General features: G+C 69.1%; 17 protein-coding genes. 6 read left to right on the forward strand and 11 right to left on the reverse strand.

What is annotated here, in order from left to right; genetic code table 11:
* Positions 1–22: 22 nt before the first annotated feature.
* Positions 23–1207, reverse strand: coding sequence for an ABC transporter substrate-binding protein (locus AB3M34_RS15855; protein WP_370615342.1), 1185 nt, complete (start codon positions 1205–1207; stop codon positions 23–25).
* Between the two features lie 186 nt (positions 1208–1393).
* Between AB3M34_RS15855 and AB3M34_RS15860 the strand changes: the two genes are divergently transcribed.
* Positions 1394–2923 carry a class I adenylate-forming enzyme family protein gene (locus tag AB3M34_RS15860; protein ID WP_370615343.1) on the forward strand — a complete coding sequence of 510 codons (1530 nt, stop codon included), beginning with the start codon at positions 1394–1396 and terminating at the stop codon, positions 2921–2923.
* A gap of 10 nt (positions 2924–2933) precedes the next feature.
* Here AB3M34_RS15860 and AB3M34_RS15865 read toward each other — a convergent pair whose 3' ends face one another.
* The 5 genes from AB3M34_RS15865 to AB3M34_RS15885 all read right to left on the reverse strand — a co-directional run bounded on the left by AB3M34_RS15865 (position 2934) and on the right by AB3M34_RS15885 (position 7329).
* Positions 2934–3854 (reverse strand): hydroxymethylglutaryl-CoA lyase, encoded by a 921-nt coding sequence (locus AB3M34_RS15865; RefSeq protein WP_370615344.1) that lies wholly within the window; start codon positions 3852–3854, stop codon positions 2934–2936.
* Positions 3855–3862: 8 nt separating this feature from the next.
* Positions 3863–4489: a TetR/AcrR family transcriptional regulator gene (locus AB3M34_RS15870; protein ID WP_370615345.1), complete on the reverse strand. Its 627-nt coding sequence runs from the start codon at positions 4487–4489 to the stop codon at positions 3863–3865.
* Between the two features lie 246 nt (positions 4490–4735).
* On the reverse strand, positions 4736–5839 hold the full coding sequence (locus AB3M34_RS15875) for a hypothetical protein (RefSeq protein ID WP_370615347.1): 1104 nt from the start codon (positions 5837–5839) through the stop codon (positions 4736–4738).
* A 68-nt stretch (positions 5840–5907) separates the two neighbouring features.
* Positions 5908–6369, reverse strand: coding sequence for a GNAT family N-acetyltransferase (locus AB3M34_RS15880; RefSeq protein ID WP_370615349.1), 462 nt, complete (start codon positions 6367–6369; stop codon positions 5908–5910).
* Between the two features lie 54 nt (positions 6370–6423).
* Positions 6424–7329: a DUF1838 family protein gene (locus AB3M34_RS15885; RefSeq protein WP_370615351.1), complete on the reverse strand. Its 906-nt coding sequence runs from the start codon at positions 7327–7329 to the stop codon at positions 6424–6426.
* Positions 7330–7494: 165 nt separating this feature from the next.
* On the opposite strand from AB3M34_RS15885, the gene AB3M34_RS15890 reads away from it, so the two are divergent.
* The gene (locus AB3M34_RS15890; RefSeq protein ID WP_370615353.1) at positions 7495–8058 is read left to right on the forward strand and encodes a DUF1269 domain-containing protein; all 564 of its coding nucleotides are present in this window, start codon (positions 7495–7497) and stop codon (positions 8056–8058) included.
* Between the two features lie 31 nt (positions 8059–8089).
* The gene (locus AB3M34_RS15895; protein ID WP_370615354.1) at positions 8090–8605 is read left to right on the forward strand and encodes a putative immunity protein; all 516 of its coding nucleotides are present in this window, start codon (positions 8090–8092) and stop codon (positions 8603–8605) included.
* Positions 8606–8608: 3 nt separating this feature from the next.
* Here the strand turns inward: AB3M34_RS15895 and AB3M34_RS15900 are convergent, their stop codons facing one another.
* Together AB3M34_RS15900 and AB3M34_RS15905 are read right to left on the reverse strand one after the other, a co-directional pair.
* On the reverse strand, positions 8609–10480 hold the full coding sequence (locus AB3M34_RS15900) for an FtsX-like permease family protein (RefSeq protein ID WP_370615355.1): 1872 nt from the start codon (positions 10478–10480) through the stop codon (positions 8609–8611).
* A complete protein-coding gene (locus tag AB3M34_RS15905) occupies positions 10477–11220 on the reverse strand; it encodes an ABC transporter ATP-binding protein (RefSeq protein WP_370615357.1) in 744 nt (247 codons plus the stop codon). The genes AB3M34_RS15900 and AB3M34_RS15905 overlap by 4 nt, the downstream gene beginning before the upstream one ends.
* A gap of 108 nt (positions 11221–11328) precedes the next feature.
* On the opposite strand from AB3M34_RS15905, the gene AB3M34_RS15910 reads away from it, so the two are divergent.
* From AB3M34_RS15910 to AB3M34_RS15920, 3 genes are all read left to right on the forward strand, one after another.
* On the forward strand, positions 11329–12579 hold the full coding sequence (locus tag AB3M34_RS15910; protein WP_370615358.1) for a sensor histidine kinase: 1251 nt from the start codon (positions 11329–11331) through the stop codon (positions 12577–12579).
* Positions 12561–13217: a response regulator gene (locus AB3M34_RS15915; RefSeq protein WP_370615359.1), complete on the forward strand. Its 657-nt coding sequence runs from the start codon at positions 12561–12563 to the stop codon at positions 13215–13217. Before AB3M34_RS15910 ends, AB3M34_RS15915 begins: the two co-directional genes overlap by 19 nt.
* Positions 13218–13294: 77 nt before the next feature.
* Positions 13295–15094, forward strand: coding sequence for an alkyl/aryl-sulfatase (locus AB3M34_RS15920; protein WP_370615361.1), 1800 nt, complete (start codon positions 13295–13297; stop codon positions 15092–15094).
* 11 nt (positions 15095–15105) lie between these two features.
* Here AB3M34_RS15920 and AB3M34_RS15925 read toward each other — a convergent pair whose 3' ends face one another.
* The 3 genes from AB3M34_RS15925 to AB3M34_RS15935 are packed head-to-tail and all read right to left on the reverse strand — an operon-like array spanning position 15106 to position 17732.
* On the reverse strand, positions 15106–15918 hold the full coding sequence (locus AB3M34_RS15925) for an SDR family oxidoreductase (RefSeq protein WP_370615363.1): 813 nt from the start codon (positions 15916–15918) through the stop codon (positions 15106–15108).
* Between the two features lie 4 nt (positions 15919–15922).
* Positions 15923–16873, reverse strand: coding sequence for a carbohydrate ABC transporter permease (locus tag AB3M34_RS15930; RefSeq protein ID WP_370615364.1), 951 nt, complete (start codon positions 16871–16873; stop codon positions 15923–15925).
* Positions 16854–17732: a carbohydrate ABC transporter permease gene (locus AB3M34_RS15935; protein WP_370615365.1), complete on the reverse strand. Its 879-nt coding sequence runs from the start codon at positions 17730–17732 to the stop codon at positions 16854–16856. The genes AB3M34_RS15930 and AB3M34_RS15935 overlap by 20 nt, the downstream gene beginning before the upstream one ends.
* Between the last annotated feature and the right edge of the window lie 69 nt (positions 17733–17801).

Consider the following 17801-nt stretch of genomic DNA (forward strand, 5'->3'; position numbering starts at 1 on the left):
GCACCCGACTTCTTGCGGCGGATCAGTCAGCTTCGTACGTGCCGACCTTCTCGTACGACGGTCCGACGACCTTGTACAGGTACCAGTCCGGGTACGGGTAGTGGCCGTCCTCGTAGGAGAAGCCGGACACCAGCCCCTCGAGGTCAAACTCCTCCGTGTCGAGGACCTTGCCGAGGTCCTCACCCGAGCACGGGTAACCGCACTTCGCGAGCCCCTGTCCGTAGGCATTCGCCGTGATGTAGCCCATCGCCGTGTACCCGGCGTTCAGCGTCACGGCGTTGACCTCGTCGAGGGTCGGGGAGATCGCCTCGATGTAGTCAGCGGCCGCCCCAGTCGCGTTGTCAGGGTCGACGAGCTCGTAGGCGCTCATGGCGTACACGTTCTCGTCGGTCGACTCCTCCAGCGACGTGAGGTTGCCGGTGCCGTCCGCCCAGACCACGGGCACGTCGAGTCCGGCCGCGCGGACCGCCTTCAGGACTGCGAGGAATCCGGGGCCGAAGTTGCTGACGATGACGACGTCGGGCTTGGCGGCGACGACCTTGGCCACCTGCGGCGAGACGTCGGTCGCGGCGAGGTCGAGCTCCTGGGAGGTCACGAGGTCGACCCCGGCGTCGCCCGCCTTCTCCTTCACGGCGTCGGCGAGTGCCAGGACCGTCAGGGTGTTGAGGTGGACGAGGGCTGCCTTGGGATTCTCCTTGCCGCTGACCTCCTTCGACGCCCCGAGGAGTGCCCCAGCCATGCGCGTGCTGTTGGGTCCGAGGTTGTAGACGTAGTCGTTCGGCTCGGCGACCGAGAGGCACGCGAGCGGAACCTTGTAGCGCTCGACGACCGGCGTGGCGGCCGAGCAGTTGGCGCTGAGGACGAACCCGAACATCGCGTTGACCTGGTCGGAGGTTGCGAGCTGGGTCGCGTTCGTCGCCGAGCGGGACGAGTCGCCGGCGTTGTCGAGCGCCGTGACCTCGATCTCGTGGCCGTCGACTCCGCCGTCGGCGTTCGCCTGGTCGACGTAGGCCTTCACGCCCGCCTGGAGCGACTCGCCGTAGAAGGAGACCGGTCCGGACAGCTCGGCGTTGATGCCCCACTTGTAGGGGCCGTCGGCGTCTCCTTCCGCGGAGTCGCCGCCGCCACCGCCGCATGCTGCGACTGCTGCGGCGAGGGCGAGCGAGGTCAGCACGACCTTCGCTCGCGTCACGTGCATTGATTTCATGACCTCTCCTGGGGTTCGACCGCCCGTTATTAATTTCGACGTCGGTGTCAACATAGGTGTGGCCCACATCACTGTCAAGCCGTTTGAGAAGGAACTCCGGCTGACCCGCGAGGCGCGGTCCGACTATTGTGTCCGCACTCCGTACGCAATAGCCTGCGGGAAAGCACTCAGCACAGGCGGTGGGTCATGACCTTCGACTACTCGGACATCCTCGACGACACGGCCGACCGGTCACCGGACCGTGTCGGCCTGCTCGCCGGCGACTGGAAGATCACGTATGCGGAGATCCAGAGCGCCGCGGACACGTTGGCGGCGACCCTGTACGCCCGCGGAGTGCGGCCAGGAGACCGGGTTGCGCTCTGCCTGGGCAACCAACCTGAATGGGTCTTCGTCTTCTTCGCCCTGTGCCGCCTGCGGGCCTCCGCCGTCATGCTTCCGAGTGCGTGGCGCGCCGCCGAGATCCGACACGCCTTCGAGCTCACCGGTCCGCGAGCGATCGTCGCGAGCCGCACGGTCGCGCCGATCTTCGACGAGGTAGCCCGCCCAGAGCTCGCCGTGGTCGCGGGTCCCGGCGACGCCATCGACGGATGGTCCGAGATCGCGGACCTGCTGTCCGAGGTTGCTCCGGCCGTGCCCGCCGGGGTTCGCGGGCTCGATCCGGGCGACATGGAGCTGGCACTCCCGTTCAGCTCTGGGACCACCGGCATGCCGAAGGCCGTCCGCCACACGCATCACAGCCTCGTCGTCGCGACCCGCCAGTGGCGCGAGTCTCTCGACATCACCCGCGAGGACCGGCTTCAGGCTCTGACTCCCCTGGCTCACATCCTCGGAATCGTCAACATCGGCGCCACGTTCATCGGCGAAGCGACGATCCGGCTGTTCCCGAGGTTCACACCCCGAAGCATGGTCGAGAGCTTCCAGCAGGATCGAATCACGATCGGCATGACCGTCGCCCCGATCGCGGCAGCACTCGCTGCCATGCCCGATCTCGAAGAGTTCGACCTGTCGTCGCTGCGCTACCTCAACTGGTCCGCCACTCCGGTCAACCGCGACATCGCCCAGCAGGTCAGTGATCGGATCGGGGTCAGCTGGCTTCCGGCGTACGGCACGACCGAGGTTCCGATCGTCGCGGTCAACCCCGTCTCCTCGCTGCCGCACGGGCGCCTGGACTCCGTGGGTCTTCCTCCGTCAGCGGTCGACGTCGAGACGATCGACGTCGTGAGCCACGAGTTCCTCCCGCGTGGGAGCACCGGCGAGATCGTGGTGCGCAGTCCGGCGCGGATGGAGGGCTATCTGCCCGAGGGAGACTCCCCGTTCCTGGACGGCGGGTGGTACCGCACCGGCGACATCGGCCACGTCGAACCCGAGGGCTGGGTCGTCGTGACCGACCGCGTCAAGGACATCATCCGGGTGTCCGGCACCCAGGTCTCCCCCGTCGAGGTCGAGCGCGTCCTCGTGTCGTCTCCCCTGGTCGCCGACTGTGCGGTGTTCGGCGTCCCCGACGAGCGTCGCGGCGAGAGGCCGGCTGCAGCCGTGGTCGTCGCCGACGGCGTCGACACGAGCGCCGAGGAGATCATCACCTGGATGGCGGACCGTCTTGCGCCGTACAAGCAGCTTCGCGACGTGTACTTCGTCGAGGAGATCCCCCGCACCCCCTCCGGGAAGATCCAGCGACGCCACCTCGTGGGTCAGCTCTCCGCCGGCGCCGAGAAGTGATGAAGGCGCCTCACTTCGTCAGGGCAGCCACCACGCGGCTGGGTGCCGGTCGGCCCAGCTGACCGGCCATCCACCGCGAGGTCCCGACCAGCGCGTCGAGGTCGACCCCGGTCTCGATGCCGAGGCCGTGCAGCATCCACACGAGGTCCTCGGTCGCCAGGTTGCCCGTGGCGCTCTCCGCGTACGGGCAACCTCCGAGGCCGCCGGCGCTCGCGTCGAACGTCGTGATGCCGTGCTGGAGCGCGGCGTAGGCGTTGGCCAGGGCCTGGCCGTACGTGTCGTGGAAGTGCATCGCCAGCGCGCTGTCGGGGAGACCCTGGGCGTTGAAGGCGTCGAGCAGCGCGGTGACCTGCCCGGGCGTGCCCACACCGATCGTGTCCCCGAGGCTCAGCTGCGATGCACCGAGGTCGACGAGCCTTCGACCGACGGCCACGACCTGCTCAACCGGTACCCCACCCTCCCACGGGTCGCCGAAGCACATCGACACGTAGGCCCGCACCGAGATGCCCCGGTCGGCGGCTGCGGTGACGACCGGTTCGAACATGGCGAACTGCTCGTCGAGACTTCGGTTGAGGTTCCGCCGTGCGAACGTCTCCGTCGCAGACCCGAACACCGCGATGTGCCTCACTCCGAGCTCGACCGCCCGCTCGAGCCCGCGCTCGTTCGGCACCAGCACGGGCAGCACCTCTGCCTCGGCCGACAGCTGGGCCATCACCTCGGCGGCGTCGGCCAGCTGCGGCACCCACCGCGGGTGTACGAAGCTCGTCGCTTCGACGATCGGCAGTCCGGCCGCCAACAGGCGACGGATGAACTCGACCTTGATCTCCGCGGTGAGTGCAACGTCCTCGTTCTGAAGACCGTCGCGAGGACCCACCTCGTAGATCGTGACGTGAGTCGGCAGCTCACGACCTGGAACGACGTGCGGTGCCATCGGCTCTCCTAGGACTCGGACGCGCTGTGCAGACCCCTGAGGATGACGTCCACGAGTGCGGTGGACTCTCTCTCGAACTTCTCGGCGAAACCGGGGTCGTCACGGTCGGTGGAGAACGCCCAGTGGAAGAACATCCCGCCCAGGATGAGGTCGGGCAGGATTGCCGCGGAGACGTCCCCGGCAAGCTCACCCCGGGCGATCGCGCGCCGCGTGACCTGCCGCGCTGCACGACCGCGCGGACCGATCACGACCTCGCGGTAGAGCCGGTCGAGCTCAGGGTTGTTGGTGCAGTCGACCAGGATCCTGCTGCCAGCCTGGGGAAGGAACGGGGCGGAGTACCAGTCGAGCCACTGGGCGAGATAGTCACGGACGTCCGCCTCGAGACCGCCCATGTCTCGCGCCGTCGGGAAGTTGGTGCGGTTGAAGGCGCTGACGAGCAGGAGCTCACGGCTCTCCCACCGCCGATAGATGGCGGGCTTGCCGATCCCGGCAGACCGGGCGACCGCGTCGAAGGTGAGCCCACGCCACCCGTTGAGAGCGTAGACCTCGAGCGTCGCGTTGAGGACCAGCGGCTCGACCCTCGGGTCACGCTTGCGCCCCGCTCGGCGCTTCACGGCGTCTGTGCTGGTTGACATCAGTCCATCCCCTGTCCTGGCTCGCGCGTGCCTTGTGGGCACGATTGCGGCTGCCTCGCGTACGTAATATACGCCCTCTGGACAGGGCATCCCGAGGCGGCTCGCCGGAATGCTTTCATGGTCCGCGATGTGACGCGAGGGCCATCGCCAGGCTTCCGTACGCAGCGCGTTCGTAATAAGCGGACGATGAAGGCGCGCAACCGCCCCCGGCCCGAAGGACCGCGGGCGGCGCCGTTCCTCCTCCCGCTAGCTCCCGGAGATGATGCGCGGCAGCGCAGCCTCGAACAGCTCGATGAAGGACGCGGCCGACAGCACAGAGCTTCGCGGCTGCGCAGCGGCAGCGAGCTCGGCTCCCCACGCGGCGGCGCGCTCGCGCTGCAGCGGTGTCCCGTGGTGGCCGGGGCTCGCGAACTGGCAGTCCCCCACGGTGTAGAAGCTCAGCAACGCGTCGGTGACCCGCTTCTGGTTGAGCGCCAGACCCTTCTTGTGGACGCCGTAGTAGGCCGCCATCGCATCGGCCATCAGCTCCGTACGACGCGTGGCTTCGGCAGGATCCGTGGGACCGGTGTCGAAGACGCCGAGCTCGAACTGGACGTGGTGGGCGAACTCGTGCGCCATGATCACCCGCGGACCGACGTCGCCCAGGCCGATGGCGTCGTACGCCGCGAGGATGCCGTCGCCGAACACCAGCTTGTCGGGCAGCGCCGCGAGCACGGGATCGGTCTCGTCCTCGCCGCTGAACGCGAAGGCGTTCAGCGTCCACAGCGGGTTGTCGTAGAAGTCTCCCTGCCTCTCCATGAAGTCGGCGACCGTCTGGGCCTCGAGCGCGATCTGAGCGGGAGTCATCGGGGCGATCTCGCCGGCCGCCACCATGGCGGTCAGGGTGGCCGCGATGCGGTCGGCGTCGAGCAGCACGTCGCCGTGCATGGCCATCAGCTGGATGTCGGCGGACTCGATGTCCCAGAACCTTCGGAGGTCGCGGAACGTGTTCTGCAGCTGGTGCGCCTGCGACTCGAGCGCATAGTCCGGATCACCGGTCGTGCCGAAGAAGAGCGCGTCGTACGTCGGAACGTCCAGCAGGGTGTCGAGGTGGGCGAACAGGAAGGTGAGCTGTTCGTTCGTCATGTCGGCGAGCAGCCCGTCGACGTAGTCGTCGAGCAGGGTGCCTGTGCACTCGCTGGGGGCGACCGCCTGTCGGACCGCGGCCTTCGCCGGGATCTCGACCAGGTCGCGTTGAGCCGTGGGTGCGGATGGGCTGGCCGCAGCGGTCGCGGTGGCGACCGGGCTCACCAGTCCGAGCGCCAGGATCGCGGCGCCGAGCGCCACGAACAAACGGGTGGATCTGTTCACGCGCGTCTCCTTCACTTCGGAACCTGGACGCCCCGTGCGCCCGGGTCGGCAACCCAGGAAGTGCCCCGTCAGCGGGTGGTGCACACCTTCCGCAGGTGCACTCGCCGGAACTCGTCCTCCGCGGCGACGCGCGTGATCTCGAAACCGTGCCGGCGATAGAACGCGATGTTCTCGACCATCGTCTCGTGCGTGTAGAGGCGCACCTCGTCGTACCTGAGGCTCGTCGCCGTCGCCTCGGCCCACGCCAAGATCCCTGTGCCGATCCCCCGTCCCTGCCATCCAGGTGCGACCGCGATGTTCTCGACAAGGAGGTGGTCGCCTTCCTCGCGGGTCACGACGAGGGCGACCAGCTCGCCGCCTTCGCGTACGAGGTAGACGTCCCCGTCCTCGATGGCGCGCTCGTAGTCGGCGTTCATGGGTACGGGTTCCTGACCCATGCGCGGGACGTACGGCGCGTACGCGCGGCGCACCAGCGCGCGTACGGCGGTCGCGTCCGCGGGCTCTGCTGGGACGGGCGTCAGATCATCCACCCGCACCACGATCCCCCGTACGCCCCGCGCCGTCCAACGACCATCCGCCGGTCGTCACGCCTCGCGTGGCGTGTCGCGGGCGTACGCCTCCCACGACGACAGGATCGGCCCGGACACGTCCCAGCCCTTCGGCGCCTCGAAGTAGTCGGGGTGGTTCTTCTCGGTGTAGGCACGGATCTTGGGCGGCACGTCGTCGAGCCCGCGGATCGTCTTCCGGCTGTGCAGCCTTCCGGTCATCACGCCGCTCTCGAGACCCGAGCCGCCCATCCGCATCCACGGCCAGAACGGCGAGACGCGCGAGAATCCGGCGCGGAAGTGAGCGGAGGCGAGGTCGCGGTCCTCGAGCTCTCGCTTCGAGGTGTAGATGACGAAGTGCTCCGAGGGGTTGATCGTGTCGCCCGTCGAGGACTTGGGCCAGCCCGACGGCGTGACCGGGTTGGGGTACTCGTGGGCGTAGTCCCACTCGAGCAGCACCTCGTCGCCGTACACGGCCCACGGCAGGATGAACGGCAGCGACCCGTCGTCGGACGCGTCGACGTTCTCGTTCATGGGGACGCCGTGCTCCTCGGCGTCGCCGACGAACAGCTTCGGCATCTCGAGGGTGAGCTCGCCGCCGATCTTGTCGTTGAGGAACGGATAGACCTCGACCGTCTCGCCGGTGAACGGGTTGTCCCAGCTCTCGATCACGTCGCCGGTGCGCAGGTCGTAGAAGAAGCCGGTCTCCTTGCCGCGCATCTGGAGGCGTTCGGTCGAGCCCTCGCCGACGAAGCGGACCTTGGTGATGCCGGTGCCGGCGTACCCGAACAGCGGCTGCTGCCTCGAGGTCCCCACCGAGGCGTACATCGCACCGTGGAACGTCGAGATCAGCGGGTCTTCGCCGAAGGTCCCCCACGTCTTGCCGAACGCGTACAGGTTGTCGCGCGGCGACGCGGCGAGGTCGAGCGGTACGGAGCTGGTCACGGTGGTCCCTTCACAGGCGGCGGTGGACGGACGCTAGCACCGCACCGCTCCTCGGGACGCGCGAATCTCACCCGGCGCATCGACGGCATCACCCGCGTCGGGTGATGCCGTCGACGGCGGGCCGCCGGAGAGTGGAATCCCCACCTCGATCAAGGGAGCCCTGGCATGTCAGACGACACGAACAACCCGGACGTGGAGATGAGCGCGGCGACCGTCTCCGATGGCGCTTACACCCTTCTCGTTGCCGACTTCAGCGACACCAGCATGGCGTGGGAGGCGTACGAGACCCTCAAGTCCGTGGAAGACGGGCGCAGTGTCGAGATCGAGGGCGTGGTCGTGGTGAGCCGCTCCGCCGACGGCGAGCTCGAGGTCCAGAAGGCGACCGACCACAGCACGAAGTCCGGACTCAAGTGGGGCGTGGTCGGTGGTATCGCGCTGGGCGTGATCTTCCCGCCGTCGATCCTCGGCAGCGCCGCCGTGGCCGGCACCGCGGGAGCCTTGGTCGGCAAGCTGCGTCAGCGGCACCACCACAGCGAGCTCGAGCAACAGCTCGAGAACGCCATCCCGCCCGGTCACTCCGGTCTTCTGGCGCTCGTCTCCGACCCCGGCGCCGTGAAGATCCGCAAGGCGCTCGAGCGTGCCGACGCCATCGTCGAGTCCGCTATCGATACGGTCGAGGCCGACGACATCAAGGCAGCCGCCAAGCAGGCCCAGCAGTCCGACGCCTGAACGGCAGCCCCGACGCCGGAGGCGCAGACCGGTGATCCTTCCGAAGGTCCGCGATCCTCGCTTCGTCACGATCCGCCGGGGCGGGACGCTCACCGACTCTGATCACCACCTCCTCGCGCTGTGGGCTGCCACCTGCGCCGAGCACGTCCTGGACTTCTTCGAGACGGCCCGGCCCGACGATCCACGACCGCGTCAGGCGATCGAGCAGGCTCGAGCCTGGGTACGTGGCGAGGCGAGGATGATGGAGGCACGCGCAGCCGGAGGCCACGCCATGGGTGCAGCGAGGGAGCTGCGGGGGGCTCCTCGACACGCCGCGTACGCCGCCGGCCAGGCCGCGGTCGTCGCGCACGTCGCCGCGCACGAGCTGGGTGCCGCCGCCTACGCCATCAAGGCGGTCCGGGCGGCCGCACCCGAGGGGGATAGCGACACGGCCGGGCGACTCGAGTGCCGGTGGCAGCGGGACCAGCTGCCGGAAGCCGTCCACGACCTCGTTCTCGACGACCAGCGGCTGCGCAACGACATCTGCTGGTCGGTGTTCGAGTGCTGAGCGTCAGCCCGATCGGGTGATCCGGCGCGAGCCGACCAGCGCGGCGACCAGCGTCAACCCGAGGCAGGTGCCGAGGACGGCGAGCAGTGGTAGCCACGGGATCGTCATGCCGACCGCGGCGACGTCGCGGGTCACAGCCTGCCGGATCAGCCAACCCACGAAGCCGGTCACCACTCCCCCGACGACGAGCGCGGCACTGCCGACCAAGCCGGCCTCCCACAGCGCGGTGCGGCGCAGCTGTCGATCGGTCGCACCGAGGAGCATCGCGGTCCGTACCTGGGCACGCCGCTGCGAGGCGCCGATCAGCACCGCGTTGACGATGGCGATGGCGGCGTACAGCCCGGCCGGGCCGAGGAACACCCACAGCCCGAGGCTGTTGCCGGCGCGGGTCTGCTGATCGACCGCGTCGATCCACGCGTCGGCCGTGAGTACCCTCCCGGCGGTGCCGGCGAGCATTGAATCCAGGTCCGCGGAGCCGGGGTCGACGAACACGACGTCCGGGACGCTGGGCGGAAGATCGGCGACCATCGCACGAGGTACCAGCACCTCGCCGTACAGGTCCGGAGCATCACGTACGACCGCGGCGACCGTCGCGCGGATCCGCTGGCCGCCGATCCGCACCTCGATCGGGTCGCCGACGTCCGCGCCGAGGTCGAACGCGTACGTCTCGGTCACGACGATGTCGTCGGCGCCGAGCCGGGCAAGGCTGCCGTCCACCGCGGTCAGTCCACGAGCCTGGGTCGCCGCCGGGAGGTCGATCACGTCGACCAGATCTCGCTCGCCGTCGGGCCGGAGCCGGGCCGAGACGGTGGAACGCGGGTCGGCGACGACCACGCCCTGCGCCCCGACGAGCCGCTCTGCCACCACCGGGTCGTCTCCGGTCTCGACCACGAACGGCGTACGCAGCTGCTCGCGGTCCAGGGCCGTCGTCCAGTCGGCAGTGAAGCTCAGTGCGACGATCAGAGAACCGGCGATCGCCGAGATCGCGAGGATCGGCGCCGCGAGCGCGGCCGGCATGCGTACGGCGGTGCGCACCTGCTCGCGCGCCAGCCGCGCGGTGACGTCGCGATCGACGAACGGCCACCCCAGCAACCCGGCGAGCCACGGGAACAGCACCCCGCCGAAGCAGACCAGGCCGATCACCATGACCTCGGGCACCAGGATCGAGATGACCACGGTGAAGAGCGGGGTGAAGTGGTCGGCAGCCGCCATCAACACGATCGGCGCGCCGAGGCAGACGGACCCGACCGTGATGGCCACGACGCTCGGCCGGCGGCGCTCGACGCCGGCCTCACGCAGGGCAGCCGCCGGCGCGACCCGCGCTGCCCGCGCGGACGAGCGCCAGCTGCCGAGCAGCGCGACCGCGATGGCGATCGGCCCTGCCACCGCCCACGGCAGCCACGGCGGGGGTGGCTCCAGGGTGACGTCGAGTAGTCCGCGCGTGCGGAGTACCCAGACGAACACCGTCGTGGCCGGTGTGGACAGCAGACAGCCGGCTGCCCCGGCCAGCACCGCGACGAGCGCGGACTCGCCGAGGACCATCCGGCGAACCTGCCACGGTGTCGCGCCGATCAGCCGGAGCATCCCGAGCTCACGGCGGCGGGAGGCGACCACGAAGCCGAAGGTGCTGCCCACGACGAACACGGCCATGAAAACCGAGATCCCCGACATCACGCCGACGAGGGAGGACAGGTCGGTGAGCTGGGTGCGCTGGTCGGCGCCGAGGTCCGACGCGCCGACAGCGGCGTCGACGGCGGCAGCGAGATTCACGGCGGTCCCGACCAGGACCGTCCCGCAGGCGAGGGCGACGAAGGCTCCGGCGTACGGCGGCCAGGAGCGCCGCACCGTCTGGCGGCTGAGACGAAGCATCATCATCGCTCCAGGCCGCTCATCGCCGCGGCGATCTGGGTCGCGTCGGCACGGTCCAACCGCCCGACCACCAGGCCGTCCTCCAGGAAAAGCGTGCTGTGCGCGTACGACGCGGAGAGGGGGTCGTGCGTCACCATCACGACCGTCTGTCGCTGCTCGTCGGCGACCGCGCGCATCAGCTCGAGCACCTGCCGACCGGAGCTCCGGTCGAGCGCCCCCGTCGGCTCGTCGGCGAACAGCACCTCCGGCCGCAGGTGCAGCGCGCGAGCGATCGCGACCCGCTGTTGCTGGCCGCCGGACAGCTCGGGCGGTCGCCGCCGCGCCGTGCCCTCGAGACCGACCTGGCGCAGCGCGTCGACGATCGCAGCACGCCGGACGCGCCGACCGGCCAGGCGCGCCGGCAGCGCGACGTTCTCCGCTGCGGTCAGCGCGTCGAGCAGGTTGTAGGACTGGAACACGAACCCCATCGCCGTCCGCCGAAGCTTCGTCAGCCCGGTCTGGCTCATCGCACCGAGCGGCTGTCCGCCGACGACGACCTCGCCGCGGGTGGGTCGGTCGAGGCCGGCGGCTACCTGGAGCAGCGTGGACTTGCCGGATCCGGACGGCCCCATGATCGCGGTGAAGCTGCCGCGGGTGAAGGCATGCGTGACGCCGCGCAGAGCGTGCACGTCGCCCGCGCGGGACCGGTACGTGCGGGTGACGCCATCGAGTCCGACGGCGATGTCGGTCGTGAGGTGGGTGGTCATCTCTCCATCGAATCCGCCGACAGGCCGCCGATCTCTGTCCCGTACGCGACACCAGGGGTAGCGCGTGCGCTACCCCGCTCGGGCTCCTCTGCGCCCTAGGGTCGAGACATGAGCGGTACGCCGGACGCCTGGGCCGCCCTACGCGCACAGCCCTGGCGCTACCTGGGCTCCCGGTGGCCGTGGGGTGCCCTCGCCTACCTGCTGACGACCGTGCCGGTCGGCGTGGTCGCGCTGGTCGTGCTCGGCCTCACTCTGTTCGTCGGTGCGGTGACGCTGGTCGTCGTGGTCGGGATCGTGGTGCTGGCCACGGTTCCGGTGCTGGCCGGCCTCCTGGGCGTGGTGGAGCGCGCGAGGCTGCGGCTCGTCCAGCACGCCGCACCATCGGGGATGACGCTGGCCGACCGGCTCCGCGCAGGCCGTCGCCTCGCGGTGTCCTGGCCGGAGGTCGGGTACGCGTTCCTGGTCGCCGTCGTGCTCTGGCCGCTCGATGCGCTGCTCCTCGTGCTGGCGGTGAGCTTCCCGGTCGTGATGCTGCTGGCTCCGTGGCTGGCGACCGTCGGCCGGATGGAGGTCATGGGCTGGCAGGTCGATCCCGGCGCAGAGGCATGGGCGGCCTGTGCGGTCGGCCTGGTGCTGCTGGTCGCGGCGGCGTACCTGGTCGGACTGGCAGCCGTGGCCCAGGCCGCGCTTGCCAGACTGCTGCTCGACCCCCGCCAGGCTGAGCTGGCCCGAGCGGTCGTCGACCTGAGACGGTCGCGTGTCGACCTGGTCGACGCGTTCGAGACCGAGCGCCGCCGGATCGAGCGCGATCTCCACGACGGGGTGCAGCAGCAGCTGGTCGCGCTGACGATGACCCTCGGGCACGCAGAGCTCGATGTCCCTGAAGGGCCAGGCCTGACCCTGGTCCGCCGAGCGCACCGCCAGGCTGAGCAGGCGCTCGACGACCTGCGCGGCACCGTGCGAGGCATCCACCCGCGGGTGCTCGCCGACCACGGGCTCGCGGCCGCGGTGCACGAGATCGCCGACCGCTCGACCGTCCCGGTCGACGTCGACATCCGTCTCGAGGAGCGGCTGCAGGTTCCGGTCGAGGCTGCGGCGTACTTCGTCGTCAGCGAGGCACTCACCAACGTCGCCCGGCACGCCCGCGCGCGGCGGACCGAGGTGCACGCCTGGCGCCAGGCGGACCGCGTGGTGCTGACCGTCATCGACGACGGAGTCGGCGGAGCACGTCTGGACGGTGCAGGCAGCGGGCTGCGCGGACTCGCGATCCGCCTCGATGCCCTGGGTGGCGAACTGACGGTGAGCAGCCCGTCGGGCGGGCCGACCGAGGTGCGGATGGAGTGCCCGTGCGCCGGCTGAGGATCGTGCTCGCCGAGGACGCGGCGCTCCTGCGCGAGGGCCTGGTCGGCATCCTCGAGCGTGCGGGCCACGAGGTGGTGGCTGCGGTGGGCGACGCGGATGCCTTGCTCGCGTACGTCGCGAAGGAGCGACCGGACGCCGTCGTCACCGACATCCGGATGCCACCGACGCACACCGACGAAGGGCTGCGGGCGGCAGCGCGGATCCGAGGCGAGCACCCCGGCATCGCGATCATGGTGCTCTCGGCGTACGTCGCCGAGGCGTACGTCTCCGAGCTGCTCGACTCCGCTGCGGGCGGCGGCATCGGCTACCTGCTCAAGGACCGGGTCGGGCACGTCCGTGAGTTCCTCGACAGCCTCGACCGGGTGGCCGCCGGTGAGACGGTCATCGACCCGCAGGTGGTCAGGCAGCTGCTCGGCAGGCGCCGCGCCGACGGCCCGCTCGCCTCGCTGACCGAGCGCGAGAGGGAGGTGCTGGCGCTGATGGCCGAGGGTCGTACGAACGGGTCGATCGCCGAGGTGCTGGTGGTGAGCGAAGGGGCGGTGCGCAAGCACGTCGGCAACATCTTCGCCAAGCTGCGCCTCGACTCCTCCTCGGATCGCCGTGTGTCGGCGGTTCTGGCCTACCTTCGCGGATAGCCGGCACCAGCGTTCGGTCGCACGCCGAAGGGGCCCGTGCGAGGTAGCGTGAGTCACCCATCACCCGAGGAGCACACATGCCCGCAGACTTCGCGGATCGCACCGACTTCGACAACGCCAGCCGCGGCCTCGTCGCCGTGCTGGAACCCGCTCAGGTCCTGGCCGACGACGGTCGCGTGATCTACGACGCCGCAGGCTTCGGCGAGGCGACCAGCGGCGACTGTCCCGACACCGTGAACCCGAGTCTGTGGCGTCAGGCGCAGCTGACCGCCATCCACGGTCTGTTCGAAGTCACCGGCGGCATCTACCAGATCCGCGGATACGACTTGTCGAACATGACGCTCGTCGAAGGCGGCACCGGCGTCATCGTGATCGACCCGCTCGTCTCCGCCGAGTGCGCGTCGGCCGGCCTCGCGCTGTATCGCGAGCACCGCGGCGACCGCCCGGTCACCGCCGTCATCTACACCCACTCCCACATCGACCACTTCGGCGGCGTGCTCGGCGTGGTCGATGCCGACACGACCGTGCCGATCGTCGCGCCCGAGCACTTCCTCGAGCACGCGGTCTCGGAGAACGTCTACGCCGGTGGCGCGATGCTCCGACGCGGGATGTACCACACGGGGATGGGCCTTCAGTTCGGCGCGACCGGGACACTCGGTGCAGGTCTCGGATCGGCGACCTCGACGGGAACCGTGGGGCTGATCGCGCCCACGCTCGACATCACCCACACCGGGCAGGAAGAGACGCTGGACGGCGTACGCATCGTCTTCCAGGTCACGCCCGGCACCGAGGCCCCGTCGGAGATGAACTTCTTCTTCCCCGACCACCGGGCGCTGTGCCTGGCCGAGAACGCCACGCACAACCTGCACAACCTCCTGACGCTTCGCGGCGCCGAGGTTCGCGACGCCCGCGGCTGGTCTCGCTACATCGCCGAGGCGATCGAGCTGTACGCCCACGACAGCGACGTCGGATTCGCCTCGCACCACTGGCCGACCTGGGGCACCGACAACCTGATCCAGTTCCTCACCGAGCAGCGCGACACGTACGCGTACCTGCACGACCAGACGCTGCGGCAGCTCAACCAGGGACTCGTCGGCAGCGAGATAGCGGAGGACTTCGCGATGCCGCCCGCCCTCGATGCGGCGTGGCACACCCACGGCTACTACGGCTCGGTGAGCCACAACGTCAAGGCGATCTACCAGCGCTACCTCGGCTGGTACGACGGCAACCCTGCACACCTGTGGCAGCACCCGCCGGAGGCCGCTGCTGCTCGCTATGTCAAGTCGATCGGCGGTATCGACGCCACCGTCGCGCGAGCGAAGGAGTTCGCCGAGGAAGGGGACCTGCGCTTTGCCGCCGAGCTCGCGAGCCACGCGGTCTTCGCCGAACCCGGTCACGCCGCCGCGACGGAAGTCCTCGCCGACGCACTGACCCGACTCGGCTACGGATCCGAGTGCGCGACGTGGAGGAACAACTACCTCGCGGGCGCGAGCGAGCTCGGCGGCAAGATCTTCCCCGCCAACGTCAGCGCGGCGGGCATGGCCACTGCACTCACGATCACGCAGGTCTTCGACAGCATCGCCATCCGGATCAACGGGCCACGAGCCTGGGACGCGTCGGCATCGATCCGTTGGCACTTCACCGACGTCGACGAGACGTACCGGATGGAGCTGTCCAACGGCGTCCTGGTCCACTACCCGACGCACCGGTCTGATCCGGCAGACCTCGTGGTGACGCTGACCAAGGCGCAGCTGCTGGGCCTGTTGGCCGGTTCGGGCACCGACGACATCACGATGGACGGGGACGCGTCAGTGATCTCCAGGATCGTCGGACTGACGGACGAGGCCGACCCGGCGTTCGCGATCGTCACCCCGTGACACTCTGATCGTCAGTCAGCAGCGTCGGCCGTGGCGGCTTCGGCGCCCCCGTCATGCTGCGGCACGGTTGCTGCACCGATGTCGTCAGCGAGGGGCCTGTTGCCGGCGAGGAGTCCACCATCGACGGGAAGGTCGACGCCCGTGATCCAGCGGGCGCGGTCGGACAGCAGGAAGGCCACCGCATCAGCCACGTCCTGCGGGGTGCCGACCCGCCCGAGCGGGTACCAGCGGGCTGCGCGTGCGAGCGCGTCAGGAGCTGCGACCAGCCTCGCGTTCCACGCCGCGTTCGCGATGGTCCCCGGTGAGACCGAGTTGATCCGGATGCTGTGCGGCCCGTACTGCACGGCCAGCGATCGTGTGAGATTCAGCAGCGCAGCCTTGGCTGCGCTGTACATGTCGTTGCCGAAGTAGGCATGACCGTTCACGGACGCCACGTTGACGACCGCCCCGCGGCCGGCGTCGCGCATCGCCGGCAGGAACGCCTGGGAGAGGCGGAACGTCCCGCCGAGGACGACGTCGAGGTCCTCTGACCAGGTCGCCTCGTCGATGGACTCGAACGACACGTTGCTGCACACGGCCGCGTTGTTGACGAGGAAGTCAGGCGGGCCGAGGCGCGCGAGGACGTCGTCTGCGACCTGGCGAACGGAGTCGGCCGACCTGAGGTCGAGGTGAACCGCCTCGGTGCTGGGGACTGCACGAGCCACTCCCCTGGCTGCGTCGACGTCACGGTCGGCGAGGACGACATAGCCTCCGTCGTCGACGATCGCTTGGGCGATCGCACGTCCGATGTCACCGGCAGCACCTGTCACGACTGCGATGGTCATGTGGTCATCCCTTCAGTGCGCCGACGGTGAGGCCCTTGGTGATCTGCTTCTGCAGGAGCGCGAATGCGAGGAGCACAGGGACGACGGTCATCATCATCCCGGCGAACAACGTCACCCAGTTCGTGCCGTAGTTCGCCGCCTGCCCGAGCTGGAACAGACCGAGGGGCAGCGTCATCTTCTCCGGGGTATGGATCAGCAGCAGCGCGTAGAAGAACTCGTTCCAGTTCTGCAAGAAGCTGATGATGGCCACGGACGCCACCCCGGGCCCCATGAGGGGCAGGATGACGGAGAAGAAGGTACGGGTCGGAGACGCCCCATCGATCGCCGCTGCCTCTTCCAGCTCGTACGGGAGGGTCTTCATGAAGCCGGTCAGCACGAACACGTTGAACGGCAGGTTGTACGTGGCGTACACGAGGATCAGACCGATCCGGCTGTCGAGCAGGCCGAAGTCCTGCATCAGGTTGTACAACGGTGCGAACGTCACCATCCACGGGATCATCAGACCCATCAGGAAGACCGCGAGCACGACACCGCTGAAGCGGAACTGCACTCGAGCCAGCGGGTACGCGGCGACCACCGAGACGGCGACGCCGACGGCGGTCGCGGTCAGTGTGACCACGAGGCTGTTGCCGAAGTACGCGCCGATGTTCGCCCCGCTCCAGGCGTTGGCGTAGTTCTCCCAGCGCCAGCCTTCGGCCAGCTCCCACGGCGACGTGGCAAGGAACTCGCGGTTGGTCTTCATCGAGACGTTGAAGACCCACGCGAAAGCACTCGCGGTGGAGACGACGATGCTTCCCAGGAGCAGGTAGAAGAACAGGTGGTACGTCCGGAAGGGTGCACGCGGCTCCGTGGAACCCCGGCGCCGGCGCTTGCGCCGCTGCACCGGTTCTTCGACCGCCGGTGGCGGACTCATCGGGGCGTCCTTCTGGATGACGTCAGTACTGGAGTTCGTCACGCTTCATCACCTTGTTCAGAACCTTCGCGAGAACCAGCATGAGCACGACGAGGACCACTCCCATGGCTGCCGCGTAGCCGAAGTCGGCCTGGTCGAAGGCGACCCGGTACATCAGGGTGCCGACGGTCTCGGTGGATCCGAACGGTCCACCTCCGGTCATGATGTAGATGAAGGCGAAGGCCTGGAAGCTCTGGACCACCCAGAGCACGAGAAGCATCCGCAGCAGGTCGGCGAGCATCGGCAGCATGATGCTGAAGAGGATCCGCCCCTCACCCGCGCCGTCGATCCGCGCCGCCTCCAGCACGTCGGTCGGCAGACGCTCGAAACCTGCGCACAGCAGGACCACCCAGATCCCGATGCCGTGCCACACGGACACGAACGTCACGGCTGCAAGAGCGGTGGCAGGGTCGCCCAGCCACGTCTTCGCCAGGGCGCCGAGGCCGAGCCCCTCCAACGTGGGATTGATCAGACCGAGCGTCGGGTGGTAGAGGAACTTCCACATGATCGACACGACCGCGACCGACAGGACGACCGGCGCGAAGACGAAGAACCGGAAGAACCGCTCGCCCCGCAGCCGGTGGGACAGCGCCCACGCGATGGTGATCGCGGGCGGGAAGAGCATCAGCGCGCCGATGATCGTCAGCAGGAACGTGTTCTTGAGCGAGCTCGCGAAGTCAGGATCCCCCACGAGTCGCTCGTACTGGTCGGTGCCGACGAACGTCATCGTCCCCGTGCGGGAGAACTCGTTGAGCGAGAGATCGATCGTACGGAACAGCGGATACAAGAAGAAGAGTGCCAAGAGCGCGAACGCAGGCAGCAGGAACGGAACGATGATCCGTCGCTGTGCTTTCCTGAGCATGGGTCCTCCGATCGGGTGGGGGCTGCCGCGAGCCCTCAGTCAGGACTCGCGGCAGCCGACGGAAAACGC

Origin of the sequence: Mumia sp. Pv4-285 (genome assembly GCF_041320275.1) — a bacterium.
Classification (GTDB): Bacteria; Actinomycetota; Actinomycetes; order Propionibacteriales; family Nocardioidaceae; genus Mumia; species Mumia qirimensis.